We start from the raw sequence: 16,646 nt of genomic DNA, 5'->3' as shown, positions 1-16,646 counted from the left end.
CTTAAAATCCTATTATCCAATAATACCTATTCTCTAAAACATTTAGATTTTGAACACCTGAATCTTAAAATCCTATCATCCTAAAAATCTTAATAAAAAAAGGGCGTAAAGTTTAACCTTACGCCCTATACCTTAAACCTTACGGTTCAAAATTTATTTCATGAATAATAATTCTCTGAATTTTGGTAAAGGCCAAACGCTATCATCAACAATTTGTTCTAATTTATCTGCATGGTAGCGGATAACTTCGAAGTATGTTTTAACTTTCTCATCGTAAGCAATTGCTTTTTCACGAGTATCTTCGATTTTGTTGGTTAATTTACGTTCTTCTAACATCGCATCGATATTGGTTTTAACAATTTCTAAATGTTCCGTTAATTTTTTAACGATGTCTAATGAAACTTTGCTATCAACACCAATTTCTTTTAAACCTTTAACGTTAGCAATTAACGAGTTTTGATAGGCAATTGCAGCTGGGATAATTGCAGTGTTTGCAACTTCGCCCATTACACGAGCTTCAATTTGTAATTTTTTATAGAAGTTTTCCAACATGATTTCATGACGAGCATGAATTTCACGTTTGCTGTAAATTCCTGTTGAGTTAAATAAATCAGCAGATTTTTCAGTTAAATAAGCATCTAAAGCTTTAGGTGTAGTTTTGATGTTTGATAAACCGCGTGTTGCAGCTTCATCTTCCCACTCCTGACTGTAACCATTACCTTCAAAACGAATAGATTTCGATTCTTTAATGTATTTTTTGATTACAGTTAATAATGCGATGTCTTTTTTATCACCTTTCTTGATTAATTTATCAACTTCAGTTTTAAATTTAACCAACTGCTCTGCCATGATGGCATTTAAGATAGTCATTGGTGCAGAAGAGTTAGCCGATGAACCAACAGCTCTTAACTCAAATTTATTACCAGTAAAAGCAAAAGGAGATGTACGGTTACGATCTGTATTATCCAACAAAATTTGTGGAATTTTAGGAATGCCCAACCAAAGCGCATTATCTTCTTTAATTTTTTTGCTGATGCGTGAGTGCTCAATCTCATCTAAAACATCGTTCAATTGAGAACCAAGGAAGATAGAGATAATTGCTGGTGGCGCTTCATTTGCACCTAAACGGTGGTCATTACTTACCGATGCAATACTTGCACGTAATAAATCTGCATGTTCGCTAACAGCTTTAATTGTATTTACAAAGAAAGCAAGAAACATTAAGTTGTTTTTTGGCGTTTTACCAGGTGCTAATAAATTTTTACCTGTATCTGTAATTAACGACCAGTTGTTGTGTTTACCCGAACCATTGATACCCGCATAAGGTTTTTCGTGCAATAAAACACGGAAATGGTGACGACGAGCAACTTTTTCCATCAAATCCATCAACAATTGATTATGATCGATAGCTAAATTGATTTCTTCGTAAATAGGTGCACACTCGAATTGAGAAGGCGCAACTTCGTTATGACGGGTTTTTAAAGGAATACCTAATTTTAAAGCCTCATTTTCAAAATCAACCATGTAACTAAATACACGCTCAGGAATTGAACCGAAGTAATGATCTTCTAACTGTTGTCCTTTAGCAGACATGTGTCCGAATAAAGCACGACCAGTTAATAATAAATCCGGACGAGCATTAAACAATGACTCATCAACTAAGAAATATTCTTGTTCGATACCTAAAGAAGCATTTACTTTAGTAATGCTTTTATCGAAATATTGGCAAACATCAACAGCAGCTTTATCAAGCGCAGCTAATGCTTTTAACAAAGGTGCTTTATAATCCAAGGCTTCACCGGTATATGATACAAAAACTGTAGGGATACAAAGTGTTTTACCAGCTTTACTTTCCATGATGAATGCAGGCGATGAAGGATCCCATGCAGTGTAACCACGAGCTTCGAAGGTATTACGAATACCACCATTCGGGAAACTTGATGCATCTGGTTCTTGTTGAACTAGGGCGCTTCCTGCAAATTTCTCGATAGCACCATCGCCACTTGGCTCAAAAAATGAATCATGCTTTTCTGCAGTTGTTCCTGTTAATGGTTGGAACCAGTGTGTATAATGTGTTGCGCCAGCACTCATTGCCCAAGCTTTCATAGCTGTAGCAATTTGATTTGCGTCATCAGTGTTAATTAATTCACCCTGGTTGATGGATGATATTAACTTCTCATACACGTCTTTAGATAAGAAATCTCTCATTTTTCTCTTATCAAATACATTAGCGCCAAAAAAGTCAGAAATTTTTGCTGATGGTGATTTAACTTCTGGTGAAATTCTGTTTTGAGCCTCTTTTAATGCGATGGTTCTTAAGCTTTTCATTAATTTGTTATGTTTTTTGTCAAAAATAGTATATTTTCTTAATTTTTATGAAACAATTCAATTAAAATTCTAAAAATTATTGAAAATGAAATTAAAAAATGTTTTTGATGTTGATTATTTCATTTTTCATAAATAAAATTGATGTTTCAGCGCTTTATGGAATTATGAGTTTTCCTACATCATCATAATAAAAAACTAAAGCTATGTTCAACTCTTCATTCAATGTTTACAAAACCGAGTGGCTCGATATTGTATTCGCAGGCAGAAACAAAAATTATGGTGCTTATGTACTTAGAGCACAATCATCATCAATTTTAACAAAATCGCTCTTTATAGCGAGTTGCGTTTTTGTGCTCTTTTTCATAACACCATTTATCTATGGTAAACTCTTTCCAGAGAAAATCGAAGCAACAACGATTACGAAAACAGTCGAATTAACGGATGTAATTCATTCGATGAAGAAACCTGAACCAGAGAAAAAGGTAGAGCCTGAAAAAACAGAACCCATAAAAGTAAAAACAGTTGCAATGCCATCTAAAATTGTTGTTGTTGATGAAATTGATATTCCTGAACCTCCAACTATAAGTGATATTCAAAACGCAGTTATTAGTGATAAAACTCAGGATGGCGAAATCAAGCCTAATTTAGTTATCTCTACAAATACTGGAAAAGGTGATGGAGATGTTAATGGCAATGATAGCGGTACTGCATCAGGAAATGAAGTTATCGATTTGCCAGGTGTAGATGAATATCCAGAGTTTGAAGGTGGAATGAAAGCATGGGCAAAATACATTCAGCGGAATTTGAGATATCCTTTTGAAGCGCAGGAAAAAGGAACAACCGGTAAAGTATTTTTAAGCTTTGTAGTTGAAAAAGATGGCTCGATAAGTAACGTAACTTTAGTAAGAGGAATTGGCTCTGGATGTGATGAAGAGGCAATGAAAGTAATAAAAAAATCGCCTGCTTGGAAACCTGGTAAAAATAAAGGAACGCCAGTAAGAGTAAGATACAATTTGCCGATAAATTTTACGCTAGGAAATTAGTAATGTAAGAGGGAGGTATGTTAGATGGAAGATGATGGGGAATGTGAGATGGAAGAAGGTAAAATGGAAGATGAATTTTTTCCATTTCCCATCATCCATTTTACATCCATTTCCCATCTTACATCCTTAAATTTTTTCAATCCATTTTCTGGCATTCACAAAAGCTTCCATCCATGGCGAAACCTCATCTTTACGTCCTTTTGGATAATTTGCCCAGTGCCATTGAAATAACGAGCGTTCAATGTGCGGCATCATTACCAAATGGCGACCAGTCGTATCACACATCATCGCTGTATTGTAATCAGAACCATTCGGGCTTGCCGGATAATTGTCATAAGCATATTTAGCCACGATGCTATATTTATCTTCAGAATAAGGTAAACTAAATCGACCTTCACCGTGTGATACCCAAACACCCAATGTACTGCCTGCTAAAGTTGAAAGCATTACCGAATTATTTTCTGCTACCGTTAAAGAAGTAAAAACACTCTCATGTTTATGGCTTTCGTTATGAAGCATTTTTGGTTTTTCTTCATGGTCTTTGTTAATTAAACCAAGCTCAACAAATAACTGGCAACCATTACAAACGCCAACTGAAAGTGTATCTGGACGGGCAAAGAATTTTTCTAAGGCAACTCTGGCCTTTTCATTGTACATAAATGCACCAGCCCATCCTTTTGCCGAACCCAACACATCAGAATTGGAGAAACCACCAACAGCACCAATAAATTGGATGTCTTCGAGTGTTTCTCTGCCCGAAATTAAATCTGTCATGTGTACATCTTTAACATCGAAACCTGCAAGAAACATTGCATTTGCCAATTCTCGTTCAGAGTTGCTTCCTTTTTCGCGAATTATCGCAGCTTTAGGTTTTGGGTTACTATTATCGAAGATTGGTTTTTTCCCATCAAATTGCTTAGGAAAAGTATATTTGAGCGGCTGATTTTTATAATTATCAAAACGTTCTTTAGCTTTAACAGGACCGCTTTGTTTTTTATCTAATAGGTACGAAGTTTTAAACCAAACATCACGTAAATGATCAATCTTAAAACTTAAACTATCTGTAGAGTTTTTAATTTCTAACGTTGATTTTGAAGTTACTTCACCAATTTTGAAAAACTCTACATTGTTTGAAGATAATATCGATTCGACACTGGAATCTGCCTGGAAAACCAAAGCAATGTTTTCAGCGAAAAGTAATTTGATTAGGTCTGATTCCTGCAAGGCAGATAAATCTACATTAGCGCCTAAATCATTATCTGCAAAACACATTTCCAATAGCGTGGTAATTAAACCGCCACTACCGATGTCATGTCCGGCTTGTATTTTCTCGTCTTTAATTAACTGTTGAATAGTGTTGAAAGCATTTTTTAATTTTGCAGCATCTTTAACATCAGGGGTTTCTGTTCCTACCTTATTTAATATTTGTGCGAAAGAAGAGCCACCTAGTTTATAAGTGTCATTAGAAAGATTGATGTAGTAAATCGAGCCGCTATCTTTTTGAAGCACGGGCTCAACCACTTTAGTAATGTCATTGCAATTTCCACCTGCAGAAATAATAACTGTTCCTGGGGCAATTACATCGCCATCCGGATATTTCTGTTTCATTGAAAGTGAATCTTTTCCTGTTGGAATATTGATTCCTAACTCAATGGCGAAGTCCGAACAAGCTTTAACGGCTTCGTATAATCTTGCATCTTCACCTTCGTTTTTACAAGCCCACATCCAGTTTGCAGAAAGTGAAACACTTTTTAATCCATCTTTAAGTGGTGCCCAAACAATATTTGAAAGCGATTCTGCAATTGCAATTCTACTTCCTGCAGCTGGATCAATTAAAGCCGAAATCGGTGCATGACCAACTGATGTTGCAATCCCTTCTTTGCCTAGAAAATCTAAAGCCATTACGCCACAGTTATTTAATGGTAACTGTAGTGGTCCGGCAGTTTGTTGCTTGGCAACGCGACCACCAACACAGCGATCTACTTTATTTGTAAGCCAATCTTTTGATGCTACAGCTTCTAGCTGAAGCACTTGCTCTAAATATTCGTTAAGTTTTTCTGTTTGATAAGTTAAAGCTTCGTATGTTCTATCCAGCTTTTTATCTTCCATTATAACTTTTGGCGAACTACCAAACATGTCTTTCAATTCGAAATCCATTGGCTTTAATCCTGTAGTTTCCGATTTGAAAGTAAAACGATGATTATCAGTTACTTTTCCAACGGTGTACATTGGAGAACGCTCGCGATCTGCTATTTTTTGTAAGGTTTCGATATGTTCGTTGCCAATAACCAATCCCATACGTTCTTGCGATTCGTTTCCAATAATTTCCTTTGCAGAAAGGGTAGGGTCGCCAACAGGTAATTTATCTAAATTGATTAAACCACCGGTTTCTTCCACGAGTTCTGAAAGGCAGTTTAGATGCCCACCAGCACCATGATCATGTATTGAAACAATAAAATTTTCTTCACTTTCTACCATTCCACGAACAGCATTTGCCGCTCTTTTTTGCATTTCAGGATTAGAACGTTGAATGGCATTTAGTTCAATCCCCGAACCATGCTGACCGGTATCTGCAGATGAAACTGCTGCACCGCCCATTCCGATTCTATAATTTTCGCCACCAAGAATTACAATGTTATCGCCTTCTTTTGGCTTGTGTTTTTGCGCCTGACTCGCTTTGCCATATCCAACACCACCCGCTAGCATAATTACTTTATCGAAACCTAACTTACGGGATGTATTGCTAAGCTCGTCGATGTGCTCGTGTTCGAAAGTTAAAACAGAACCTGTAATTAATGGCTGGCCAAATTTATTTCCAAAATCAGTAGCACCGTTTGATGCTTTGATTAAAATATCCATTGGGGTTTGATACAACCACTTACGCTCTTCAACACCTTTTTCCCATGGGCGATTGTCTTCCAGACGGGATAATGCTGTCATGTAAACAGCTGTTCCTGCTAAAGGCAAAGAACCTTGTCCGCCGGCTAATCTATCTCTAATTTCACCTCCCGAACCTGTTGCAGCACCATTAAAAGGTTCAACTGTGGTTGGAAAATTATGTGTTTCAGCTTTTAATGAAATTACCGATTCGAAGTTACTTGTTGCATAGTAATCAGGTTCATCAGCTCGTTTTGGCGCAAATTGTTGTACCACCGGGCCTTTAATAAATGCTACGTTATCTTTGTAAGCCGAAACAATATCATTTGGGTTTTCTTCGGATGTTTTGCGGATTAACTTAAATAACGATGAAGGTTGTTCAACACCATCAATTACAAATTTTCCATTAAAAATTTTATGACGGCAGTGTTCTGAATTTACTTGAGAAAAACCGAAAACTTCTGAATCCGTTAATGGTCTTTCTAATTTTTTGGCTAAAGAAACTAAATATTCTACTTCTTCATCACTTAATGAAAGTCCTTCTTGTTTGTTGTATGTTGCTATATCATCAATCTCTAAAATTGGCTCAGGCTTAATATCAATAGTAAAAATGTTTTGCGTAAGCGTGTCGTATTTCTGCGAAAGCATTGGGTCGTAATCCGAATAATCTTCAACTACTTTCTTAAATTCTTCAATTCTGATGATGCCATGAATATCCATATTTTGCGTTATCTCTACCGCGTTTGTGCTCCAGGGTGTTATCATTGCTGCCCTCGGACCAATAAAAAAACCGCTTAGCGCAGTTTCATTTTGTAATTTGGCACCGCCGAATAACCACTCTAATTTTGTAACATCAGTTGCTGATATGGATTGGTTTGTTTGCAATACAAAAACTGTGTCGGATTGATTTAAGAAGAAATGAATCATGCTTTTTTTTTGAAGTTGCAAATTTAGGTTTTTTAAATTTAATGAGTGAAGGAATGAGTGATTGAATGAGATAATTTTGAATAATTGGAAATAGTTTATTTGTTGGATTGCTCGATTGTTGAATGTTAAATGAATTGCTAATTATTTCGTACTTCACCATTCATAATTTTCCTTTCATTAATTCATTTTTTATGCAACTTTGCTCTCATTCAATAATTCATACATTCAAAATTCCATTAATAAATGTTTAACCGTATTCATCATATCGCAATTATTTGTTCTGATTATCAAAAATCGAAAAATTTTTATGTAGATAAGCTAGGATTGACCGTTGTAAATGAATTTTATAGAGCAGAAAGAAAATCATATAAGCTAGATTTAGCTGTAAACGGGATATATCAAATAGAATTGTTTTCCTTTGAAAATCCTCCAGAAAGGCCCTCAAGACCAGAAGCACAGGGTTTGCGGCATTTGGCATTTGAGGTTGATGATATTGAAAAAGAAATAAAGCGATTAAATGACTTAGAAATTGAAACAGAACCGATAAGGATAGATGAAATAACAGGCAAACGTTTTACCTTTTTTACAGACCCTGATGGTTTGCCACTAGAATTGTATGAACAATAAAAAAATAGCCAACAATTGAGTTGTTGGCTACTTAGATACCGATCGAGTATTTAATTATTTTCACAACTCAAAGACCGGTATATACACGGTACATTCAAATTGCTAAACAAACATAGGTTACTGCAGGCAAGATGCAAAACAAACGTTTGTCAGAATTATTAACAGTAACAAATTTCAACTTATATAAATAAGCTTAAATTACTTAATATTCTTAAAATCAATGTTTTGAATAGATTTTATATTGTTGATAACATTTTATTCTAATTTAATTATAAGGACTGCGGGTGGCGAAAAATAACTCAATTTTTAAGTTTAAACAATTTGAAATAAATCAAACTGATTGTGCGATGAAAATCAATACCGATGGTGTACTGATTGGTTCGGCTTGTTGTCAAAATCAACCAAAAAATATTTTAGATATTGGCACAGGAACAGGAGTTATTGCTTTAATGTTGGCGCAACGATATAAAAATGCAACTATTGATGCTGTAGAAATTGATCATTTAGCTGCTGAAACTGCAAAGCAAAATGCAGCTAAGTCGCCTTTCTCAAGTTTTGTGAAGGTTTATAATTGCTCTTATGAAGACTTTAATACTGATAAAAAGTACGATTTAATTGTATCTAATCCACCTTTTTTTGTCAACGATTTAAAAAATGAAGAAGAGCGAAAAGGTATTGCTAGACATGCAGATGAAGATTTTTTTGCTGCGCTGATTCATAAATCGTACGGTTTATTAAGTGATGTTGGTAGCATTTGGTTAATTCTACCGCTGAAGCAAGCTAATGATGTTATTGGTCTAGCTGCATCTGTAGGATTACATGTGATAGAAAAAGTTCATATCTATTCTGACAAAACCAAACCAGAAATACGGCAAATTATTTGTTTGTCGAAACAAAACGATAGATTGAATGAGTACGATTTCTATATTTATGAATCACTAAGGGTCCATACGGCACAATACAAAAGATTATTAGCAGACTTCTTTTTAGCCTTTTAACGATATTTTGTTTAGTATGTAAAATCCTTAAGTTGGAAAGCTTGTCTCGTACGAAATAAATTAAAAAATGATATGAAGCGAATAGGATTGATATCTGATACGCATAGTTTTTTAGATGATGCTGTTTTTAAGCACTTTGATAGTTGCGATGAAATTTGGCATGCGGGTGATTTTGGAGATGATGTTGCAGCACCGCTTGCTGCCTTTAAGCCACTTAGAGGTGTTTATGGAAACATCGATGATATAGCCATTCGCTCTGAGTTTCCTGAACAAAATCGGTTTAGCTGTGAAGGGATAAACGTCTTAATGAAGCATATAGGCGGATATCCGGGTAAATATTCAGCTTCCATAAAATCAGAAATATACACTAACCCACCAAATCTTTTTATAAGCGGACATTCACATATTTTAAAGGTTATGATGGATAAAAAGCTTAATTTTTTGCACATTAACCCTGGTGCGGCAGGAAAACAGGGTTGGCACAAAGTAAGAACTTTGATTCGTTTTTGCGTAACTGACGAAAATATTCATACCTTAGAAGTTATAGAGTTATCAGGTAGATAATGTAAAAAGTACACTAAGTATGGTATGTGGAGTTAAAACACTAGGACAATTTATCATTGAAAAACAAGCAGATTTCCCTTATGCTAAAGGTGAATTATCCAGGCTTTTACGAGACATTGCCATAGCTGCTAAAATTGTAAACAGAGAGGTTAACAAAGCTGGTTTGGTTGACATACTTGGTGATATCGGCACAACAAATATCCAAGGTGAGGAGCAGAAAAAATTGGATGTTTACGCAAATGAGCAATTTATTGCGGCTTTAACCAGTGGTGGTGAATGTTGTATTGTAGCTACAGAAGAGGAAAATGAAATTATTCATATTGAATCTCCAGTATCTCAAAATGCCAAATATATTGTATGTATTGATCCATTAGATGGTTCATCGAATACAGATGTAAATGTTGCTGTAGGTACAATTTTTTCTATCTATCGCCGCAAATCTATTGATGGAAAAGCCAGTTTAACCGATGTTCTGCAAAAAGGTACTCAGCAAGTTGCAGCAGGCTATATTATTTACGGTTCATCTACTATGTTGGTTTACACAACTGGTAAAGGCGTAAACGGATTTACATTAGATCCATCAATTGGCGAATTTTGCCTGTCGCATGCGGAAATGAAAATGCCTGAAGTGGGTTATTTATATTCGATAAACGAAGGAAATTATGTGCATTTTCCTGATGGTGTGAAAAAATATTTAAAATATTGCCAGGTAGAAGATGATGCTACAAATCGCCCTTACACCTCTCGTTACATTGGCTCAATGGTTGGCGATATTCACCGAAATTTAATAAAAGGCGGGATTTATATCTATCCAACAACATCAAAATCGCCAAGTGGCAAATTAAGGTTATTATACGAATGCAATCCGATGGCTTTTATTATAGAGCAAGCAGGAGGGAAGGCTTCTACAGGTTTCGAACGCATTCTAGATATTGAACCAACTGAACTACATCAACGTGTTCCTATTTTTATTGGTTCGAAAACAATGGTAGAAAAAGCTGAAGAAATGATGATGATTTATACCGGTGCACCAAAAATTTTAAATGGCAAAGTTGAAGCGCAGTTAGAAAATTTAGGAATAGTTGGCGGAATTGATTAAGCTATAGCAAAGTTGGCTTATTACGTTCAGCTTCAAAAAAGGTATCAATAGCTAAATTCTGTTTGTTTTGCGATGCCGCAACAGCTAATCTGTCACAACGTTCGTTTTCTGGATGATCGTTGTGACCTTTAATCCAAGTAAATTTTACCTGATGCAGTTTGTATAGTTGAAGAAACCTCATCCATAAGTCTTTATTTTTCTTGTCTTTAAAGTTTTTTGTTACCCAACCGAAGACCCATTTTTTTTCAACTGCATCAACCACATATTTAGAATCTGAGTAAATTGTGACTTGCTGGTTCGGGCTTTTTAGCGCTTCCAAGCCTTTAATTACGGCAAGTAATTCCATACGGTTATTGGTGGTCATTCTAAATCCACCACTAAGTTCCTTTTCATGTTTGCCCGATCGTAAAATCGCTCCATATCCTCCCGGACCAGGATTTCCGCTTGCTGCACCGTCTGTATAAATCTCGATCATAAGGTTGTAAAGTTATGTTTTTAGGTTTAAAATTGCTGCTTATGGATATTTAATAAAAAATATTTCAAATTCAAATAATTGAATAATAGCCATTTAAAATTAGTTGTAAATACTTTATGAAAAAATATTTGCAGGAAATATTAAAAGTCGTACTTTTGTTGCTCTGAAAAAACACGGTGGTTGTAGCTCAGTTGGTTAGAGTATTGGTTTGTGGTGCCGAGGGTCGTGGGTTCGAGCCCCATCAGCCACCCCGTACGGGGCAAAAGATTTTTAACAGTCTTTTGCCCCTTTTTTTTGCCTTCTAATTCTTTGTTAATCAAATAGATACGGTTGAAGTTCTGTGTGAGTTTAGCGGTTCGATGTTTTAGATTAAAAAAATCGAATTTTTCAGAGAACATCGAACCAATCAGCCTTCTTTTTTCGCTAATGTCTGATTTAGAGAAGATTGCATTTAGATTTGTGAAAGTTACAATTGCCTTGTCAATGATCGGTTCCAGCTGTGTAACTGTATATTTGTTGTGCTTGATATCCTCCAGTTTCGCCTCAATCCTGCAGGCTATTTCATCCCCCTCGGCCTTTACATCTCGGTATTCAATTCCACTAATGTCTCCCAATAGCAACAGTTCCCTTGCCCTAGTTACCTTATTATTGGCTTCGGTCAGTGTTTTTACCAGATGTGCCTTATACTCTCTGTTCTCCTGACTGTCCATTGCATATTCATCCAAAATGACCCGCTTAAAAAGTGTAGCAGCTTTAATATTCAAACTAAGTTTATCCAGATAAGTGACAAACTCTTTATTTACTTCGTGAGCCTTTAGCCTACACCCGCATTGAGATGAACAGTGGTAATAATAATAATATGCGTTCCTTCCTCTGGACGCACTTCCACATAAAGTCCGTGTACAATTTGAGCAATATATAAATCCTTTTAAAGGGACTTTGTCGTCCGCCATAATCTTTGTGCGGAAACTTTTCTTCTTGCCGCTAAGCACATCCTGAACTTCATAAAATAAATTTTCTGAAATTATCGGCTCATGTTGACCCTTGACAAAATAGGCCTCCTCATCCTTATACTTGGGAATGAGGATATTCCCGCAGTAAATTGGGTTTCTAACCAATCTTAAAAAGTTGTTCTTGCTACATAAAAGCCCCATTTCTACCGAACGGTCGAAGATTTGCTGCGTTGAATATTTTGCCTTGGAGATTTCATTAAATGCCCATTGCATGATTTCAGCCTGCTTGCCATTCTGGGCAATGTATTTTCTTCCCTGGTCATTGCATTTGTTTATGTACCCAACTGGTGCAAGCCCTGGCCACCTGCCTTCCTTTCTTGCTCTTCTCATCCCATAAAAGGTATTCAGTCCCCGTCTGTCGTTTTCGATCTCTGGTGCGGTCAAATAAATGGCTAGCATCATTTTATTTTCAGGCACATCCATATCCAATGGCTGTTCAATGGCCTGCGGTTCAACACCCAATGATTTCAAGGTACTAATCATATTATAGGCATCTGGAGCATTTCGGCTAAATCTGTCCCACTTGGTGAATAGAACCAAATCAGATTTATTCCGCTGTTTCTTTAATAAAACTATGAACTTGCTCCATGCTGGACGGATGAATGATTTAGCAGAATGGTCTTCGAAGATTATCTTTCTTACAGTGATGTTATTGGTATCGCAATGGCGTTGTAAACGTTCCGCTTGGTCACGTTGTGAATAACCTTTATCTGCTTGTTCATCAGTACTTACCCTTATGTATAAATCAGCTATTTTCATTTTTTAAAGTTTTGGCGAACTATCAATTTAGCCAAAAAATACATGATATCCAATACTTCTTGGGCATCTTTTTTATCTATATTTACGCCACTCTCTGATAAGATTTTTATAGCCTTTTCTGGCGTAATGTTCTGTTTACGAATCAATGTATTTCTCATGAGTTCCTCATTAAAGGAACAATAATGAGGGTTTGGTTAATTTGTTGATGGGTTAGGTTGGTATAACCCTTTTAAAATTAAATTATCTTTTATTACTGATGAAAAAAATTTCTTGCTATAGATACATACGCTTGTTGGTAAGCTTTAATGTTTAATAAAATATCTAATTAATAATTTAGGAACAAATTGGAAATCCGTAGAAAAGGAGAATAGCTACAGATAAAAAATAGCTAACTAATCACTACAATAATTATTACATTTGGTAATCCTGCTTTCATCAATTATGACATTTTAAATAAAGGTAGTAGGTTTAAAAGAACTCTTAATCTAAGTTGACAAATGGACAATCGAGTATATTATGGTCAGTATTCACTAAAACACTGGATTGATTTAATCCTGAAGCAAAATCTTTTACTACCCAAGTACCAACGGTTTTTTGTTTGGGAAGAAAAAGACGTAAGTACACTAATAAACACGATTAAGAACAAGCAATTTGTTCCCCCTATAACCATTGGGGCATTTACCGTTGATGGGAAAAGTAAAAATCTCATTCTTGACGGACAACAACGTCTAACAAGTATTTTGCTTGCATATTTAGGTATTTACCCAGATAAAGCATTTTTTAAAATTACATACGATCGCTTGGCAAGCGATAATGACGATGGTGTTGAAGAAGAACCAGATCCTGAGGAACTTGATGAAGTGTTAGATTGGAATTTAAAAAAACTTACAGAAAAGGGGACTAATAAGGTAGAAATACTAGAAAAAATTATAGAAGGAAACTATAAGCCAGTAAACTTCAATCTTCCTGAGGGCTTTTTGGAGAAAAATTTCCTTGGTTTTTCATTTCTGGTACCGGATGCTGCCACAACCGAGGTTCAGCAAAAATATTTTTCTTCGGTTTTTAGGAATATCAATATCCAAGGCAAAGCCCTATTGGCACAGGAAAGCAGGGCTTCGCTTTATTTCTTGAAAGAGGATTTTGACAAGTTCTTTAACCCACAATTTTTTAGGGAGCTTTCTGTAAAAAATTCAAATGTTGACACAAAAGCAGATTTCGTGCGATTTATGTCTTTACTTTCACAATACGAAAGAAACGCAGGCACAGGGTCTTTGGTAAGAGGTTTTAAGTCAGTAATGGAGGCCTATTACGAAGAGTATATATATTCTATAGTTGGAGAGAATACATCTGGTCTGTTTAAAGAATTCATAGAGATTTTCCCAGATAATATATTTCAGCCTAAACTTGATCTTCTTGCTGAAGCAATCCAGGAACTAGTGATACCAAAACAGTTCCCATCAATCATTGATATGGATATGTATTTGTTCGGTCTAATTTATGAGATTATTTTTGAGAACAAGACCATTGACGTTGACAAAAAGGATAATTTAAAGGCTGAACTAGATGCTCAGATTACGGTGTTTAAAGCTAGTGAGCTTCATAAACGAAATCCAGGGGCACTGAAGTATTTAAAGCAACGTATAACAGCATCAGTGGAGATTTATAAAAAGTATATTCATGAGTAGGCATACAGATTTTATCCTATCACCAATTACAAGCATTTTGCAAGAGGTTGTTTACGCAAACTCGTGTATAGGCAATGGAATTGAAACCTATCCTTTAAGCGATTATATTTTGCAGGCCGTTTTTTTAAAAATGACTGGATTCCAAGAGCAAAAGATGAAATGTATTTGTTGGGATATTGCTACTAACGATTATGAATATAGGTATGATAGATATAGCAATAAAACTCTCGGTGAATGTTCGAAATTTGCTGAGAAAAATATGATTTACATAGATTTATTGAAACAAATAAAAAAATATAATCCTAGTTTTGTTCTTGCTACAGAAATTAATAAAGTTGCAATTCAAACAAGCACAATTGATTTTATTAGAGAGATATTTACAAACTCAAATTTATCAAGTATAGATCAGCGCAGCTTACTTGAGTTCCTCACTGATAATACAATCTTAAATGATACCCAATTTCTTGAACCTACTGCATTACTACAAACTGAACTTCAAGAGAAATATAAGCAGTTGTACACGCATAGAAACCGGTCAGCTCACAACACCCAGTCCTATCAAGAAAACCTGCCAACTTTGACAACATTGTTTGATAAGAAATATAAGTATGACAACTATTTCGTAAGGTTTGCAATATTAATCTTAATTGACACAATCTTTATTGAACTATATAACATCTATTTGGATGGGTTGAAAGAAAACTTCGTATAAATAAACTTATTTGCAATCTACTTAATAGCAAATGTTCAATTTTATATTCCCTAATAGACGCATGTTGTTTCTTCGTGTATTATAATACATCACTATAATTTGAAGAGAAAGGTTCTAATATGCTTGAAATATATCTAATTCGGGGTTGGAGTAGTATCATGAAATAAGCTATCCCGGTAATATTGGAAGCTGTCATTTTCTTTAGCAAAACGATGGTAGTCTATCGCTGCTTGAAGAATGGTTGGATTTGAACTGCAGATGAATTTGGAAGATTGTTCAATAATTAGAGCATTGAACATACAGGTATCTGTAAAGTCATAGGGTTTTGTACGCTCAACATTCCTCAGATAGATTTTCGATTTGGATATGGGAACAATTACTGGAAGTTGGATCAATGCAGTGTGGGTTTTGGCCGGAAACGGAAATAAAAAAGGCATGTCACCAATGCAAATCTGGTCTAAGGGAAAACTGATCAAATTGCCGTTGGTAATCCGATTTGGGTCTTGGCTTAGCGCCTCTTGCATCGCCGTTTTAAAAATTTGTAATCTTGCTAATTGCTTAAATCCAGGGATCTGTTTTACAGAATCTGTTTCTTCATTGGAGAGTACTTTTGATCCTGATACAGTAACAGTCATTTTGCCATTTTCATACACCTGATCAAATAATCGATCGGTGTTAATATTTCTCCAGAACAGGTCGATTATGAAAATATCTATGTTTGCCATGAGCTCAATAAAGATTTCATTGCTAATAGTAACAGATTCAGCTCTGAGCAATCTTATAGCCGCGGGCAACAGATTGTCTATGGTTCCATAAGCTTCCTCAAACAAAGAAATTGGCTTATCAAAACCAAAGTCCGTGCTATTGCGATTAGGTTCGAAGAAAACGCCTCCGCTGCCTTTTCTTTCTCTTTTAATAGTATCTCTCTGCTTGTCATAAATGCTCAGTAGGCCGTCAGTGGCTAAAAAGCCATCGATGAAGTATTGGGGCAGGTAATGATGTTTAGTGGACGATTGCTGTATAGCCTTTTCTACGGAATAGTCTTCCGATGATAATTTGCTATTGTAAATGCCTTCACTTGCTTTCCTTAATTTTTCCTGTAGTCGTTCATATTCTGCTAGCGGTTGAGTCATTGTAATTATTTACAGTAGCGGCGTGATTTGGACAACTTAAGCTTCGTGCTTTTTGCTTCAATAAAGTTAAAATTTTTTCTGCCATTTGAAAAAAGATGTTTCATAGGTATATTGCATATACCAATAAATTTGACCCCCTTTCGCCAATTTTAAATTGACCCCCAGAGTTGTTGCTTGAAAAAAGCAGAAGTTGTTGTGGAAAAAGGCTTTTTAGAATCGATCTTTTAAGTCCTGTTTAACAACTGTTATTTTACAAAAATACGTTTTCAATCTTAGAGTTTCTCCTTCTCATAGATTCACCAAATAATTCAACTCTTATTGAGTGATGAACGATACGATCAAAAACAGAATCTGCTCTTGTTTTCTCACCAAATATATCACACCATTTTTTCACTGGTAGTTGTGA

The 16,646-nt window shown here is 35.5% G+C and carries 13 protein-coding genes, 1 tRNA gene and 1 pseudogene; 8 read left to right on the top strand and 7 right to left on the bottom strand.

Annotated elements, in window-relative coordinates:
• Window positions 1-153: 153 nt before the first annotated feature.
• Complete coding sequence (locus D7004_RS09785) at window positions 154-2,328, bottom strand: glutamine synthetase III family protein (protein ID WP_123205685.1); 2,175 nt, start codon at window positions 2,326-2,328, stop codon at window positions 154-156.
• 203 nt (window positions 2,329-2,531) lie between these two features.
• On the opposite strand from D7004_RS09785, the gene D7004_RS09780 reads away from it, so the two are divergent.
• On the top strand, window positions 2,532-3,371 hold the full coding sequence (locus tag D7004_RS09780) for an energy transducer TonB (RefSeq protein ID WP_123205684.1): 840 nt from the start codon (window positions 2,532-2,534) through the stop codon (window positions 3,369-3,371).
• 126 nt (window positions 3,372-3,497) lie between these two features.
• Here D7004_RS09780 and purL read toward each other — a convergent pair whose 3' ends face one another.
• Entirely contained in the window at window positions 3,498-7,175 is a 3,678-nt protein-coding gene (purL, locus tag D7004_RS09775; protein WP_244214283.1) for a phosphoribosylformylglycinamidine synthase, read from the bottom strand.
• A 243-nt stretch (window positions 7,176-7,418) separates the two neighbouring features.
• Here purL and gloA2 point away from each other — a divergent pair, with 243 nt between their 5' ends.
• The 4 genes from gloA2 (at window position 7,419) to fbp (ending at window position 10,463) form a co-directional block, all read left to right on the top strand.
• The gene (gloA2, locus tag D7004_RS09770; RefSeq protein WP_123205682.1) at window positions 7,419-7,802 is read left to right on the top strand and encodes an SMU1112c/YaeR family gloxylase I-like metalloprotein; all 384 of its coding nucleotides are present in this window, start codon (window positions 7,419-7,421) and stop codon (window positions 7,800-7,802) included.
• Between the two features lie 347 nt (window positions 7,803-8,149).
• Window positions 8,150-8,800: a tRNA1(Val) (adenine(37)-N6)-methyltransferase gene (locus D7004_RS09765; protein ID WP_123205681.1), complete on the top strand. Its 651-nt coding sequence runs from the start codon at window positions 8,150-8,152 to the stop codon at window positions 8,798-8,800.
• Window positions 8,801-8,872: 72 nt separating this feature from the next.
• Window positions 8,873-9,364 (top strand): metallophosphoesterase family protein, encoded by a 492-nt coding sequence (locus tag D7004_RS09760; RefSeq protein WP_123205680.1) that lies wholly within the window; start codon window positions 8,873-8,875, stop codon window positions 9,362-9,364.
• A 19-nt stretch (window positions 9,365-9,383) separates the two neighbouring features.
• The gene (gene fbp / locus D7004_RS09755; RefSeq protein WP_123205679.1) at window positions 9,384-10,463 is read left to right on the top strand and encodes a class 1 fructose-bisphosphatase; all 1,080 of its coding nucleotides are present in this window, start codon (window positions 9,384-9,386) and stop codon (window positions 10,461-10,463) included.
• Between the two features lies 1 nt (window position 10,464).
• On the opposite strand, the gene rnhA is transcribed toward fbp, so the two are convergent.
• Window positions 10,465-10,938, bottom strand: coding sequence for a ribonuclease HI (gene rnhA / locus D7004_RS09750; RefSeq protein WP_123205678.1), 474 nt, complete (start codon window positions 10,936-10,938; stop codon window positions 10,465-10,467).
• A gap of 176 nt (window positions 10,939-11,114) precedes the next feature.
• On the opposite strand from rnhA, the gene D7004_RS09745 reads away from it, so the two are divergent.
• A tRNA-His gene (locus D7004_RS09745) sits at window positions 11,115-11,188 on the top strand.
• 742 nt (window positions 11,189-11,930) lie between these two features.
• Here D7004_RS09745 and D7004_RS20995 read toward each other — a convergent pair.
• Window positions 11,931-12,710, bottom strand: a pseudogene (locus D7004_RS20995) (recombinase family protein); the annotation flags it as partial.
• On the bottom strand, window positions 12,707-12,868 hold the full coding sequence (locus D7004_RS20665) for a hypothetical protein (protein ID WP_167459465.1): 162 nt from the start codon (window positions 12,866-12,868) through the stop codon (window positions 12,707-12,709). The gene D7004_RS20665 and the pseudogene D7004_RS20995, both read right to left, overlap by 4 nt.
• Window positions 12,869-13,207: 339 nt before the next feature.
• Here D7004_RS20665 and D7004_RS09735 point away from each other — a divergent pair, with 339 nt between their 5' ends.
• Both D7004_RS09735 and D7004_RS09730 read left to right on the top strand, forming a co-directional pair.
• Entirely contained in the window at window positions 13,208-14,395 is a 1,188-nt protein-coding gene (locus tag D7004_RS09735) for a DUF262 domain-containing protein (protein ID WP_123205677.1), read from the top strand.
• Window positions 14,388-15,107, top strand: coding sequence for a hypothetical protein (locus D7004_RS09730; RefSeq protein WP_123205676.1), 720 nt, complete (start codon window positions 14,388-14,390; stop codon window positions 15,105-15,107). The genes D7004_RS09735 and D7004_RS09730 overlap by 8 nt, the downstream gene beginning before the upstream one ends.
• Before the next feature lie 134 nt (window positions 15,108-15,241).
• Here the strand turns inward: D7004_RS09730 and D7004_RS09725 are convergent, their stop codons facing one another.
• Window positions 15,242-16,240 (bottom strand): DUF4238 domain-containing protein, encoded by a 999-nt coding sequence (locus tag D7004_RS09725; protein WP_123205675.1) that lies wholly within the window; start codon window positions 16,238-16,240, stop codon window positions 15,242-15,244.
• 250 nt (window positions 16,241-16,490) lie between these two features.
• On the bottom strand, window positions 16,491-16,634 hold the full coding sequence (locus D7004_RS09720) for an ATP-binding protein (RefSeq protein WP_244214286.1): 144 nt from the start codon (window positions 16,632-16,634) through the stop codon (window positions 16,491-16,493).
• Window positions 16,635-16,646: the final 12 nt, after the last annotated feature.

Source organism: Pedobacter jejuensis (assembly GCF_003725795.1).
GTDB lineage: Bacteria > Bacteroidota > Bacteroidia > Sphingobacteriales > Sphingobacteriaceae > Pedobacter > Pedobacter jejuensis.
This window is presented reverse-complemented; position numbering and strand designations above follow the sequence as displayed.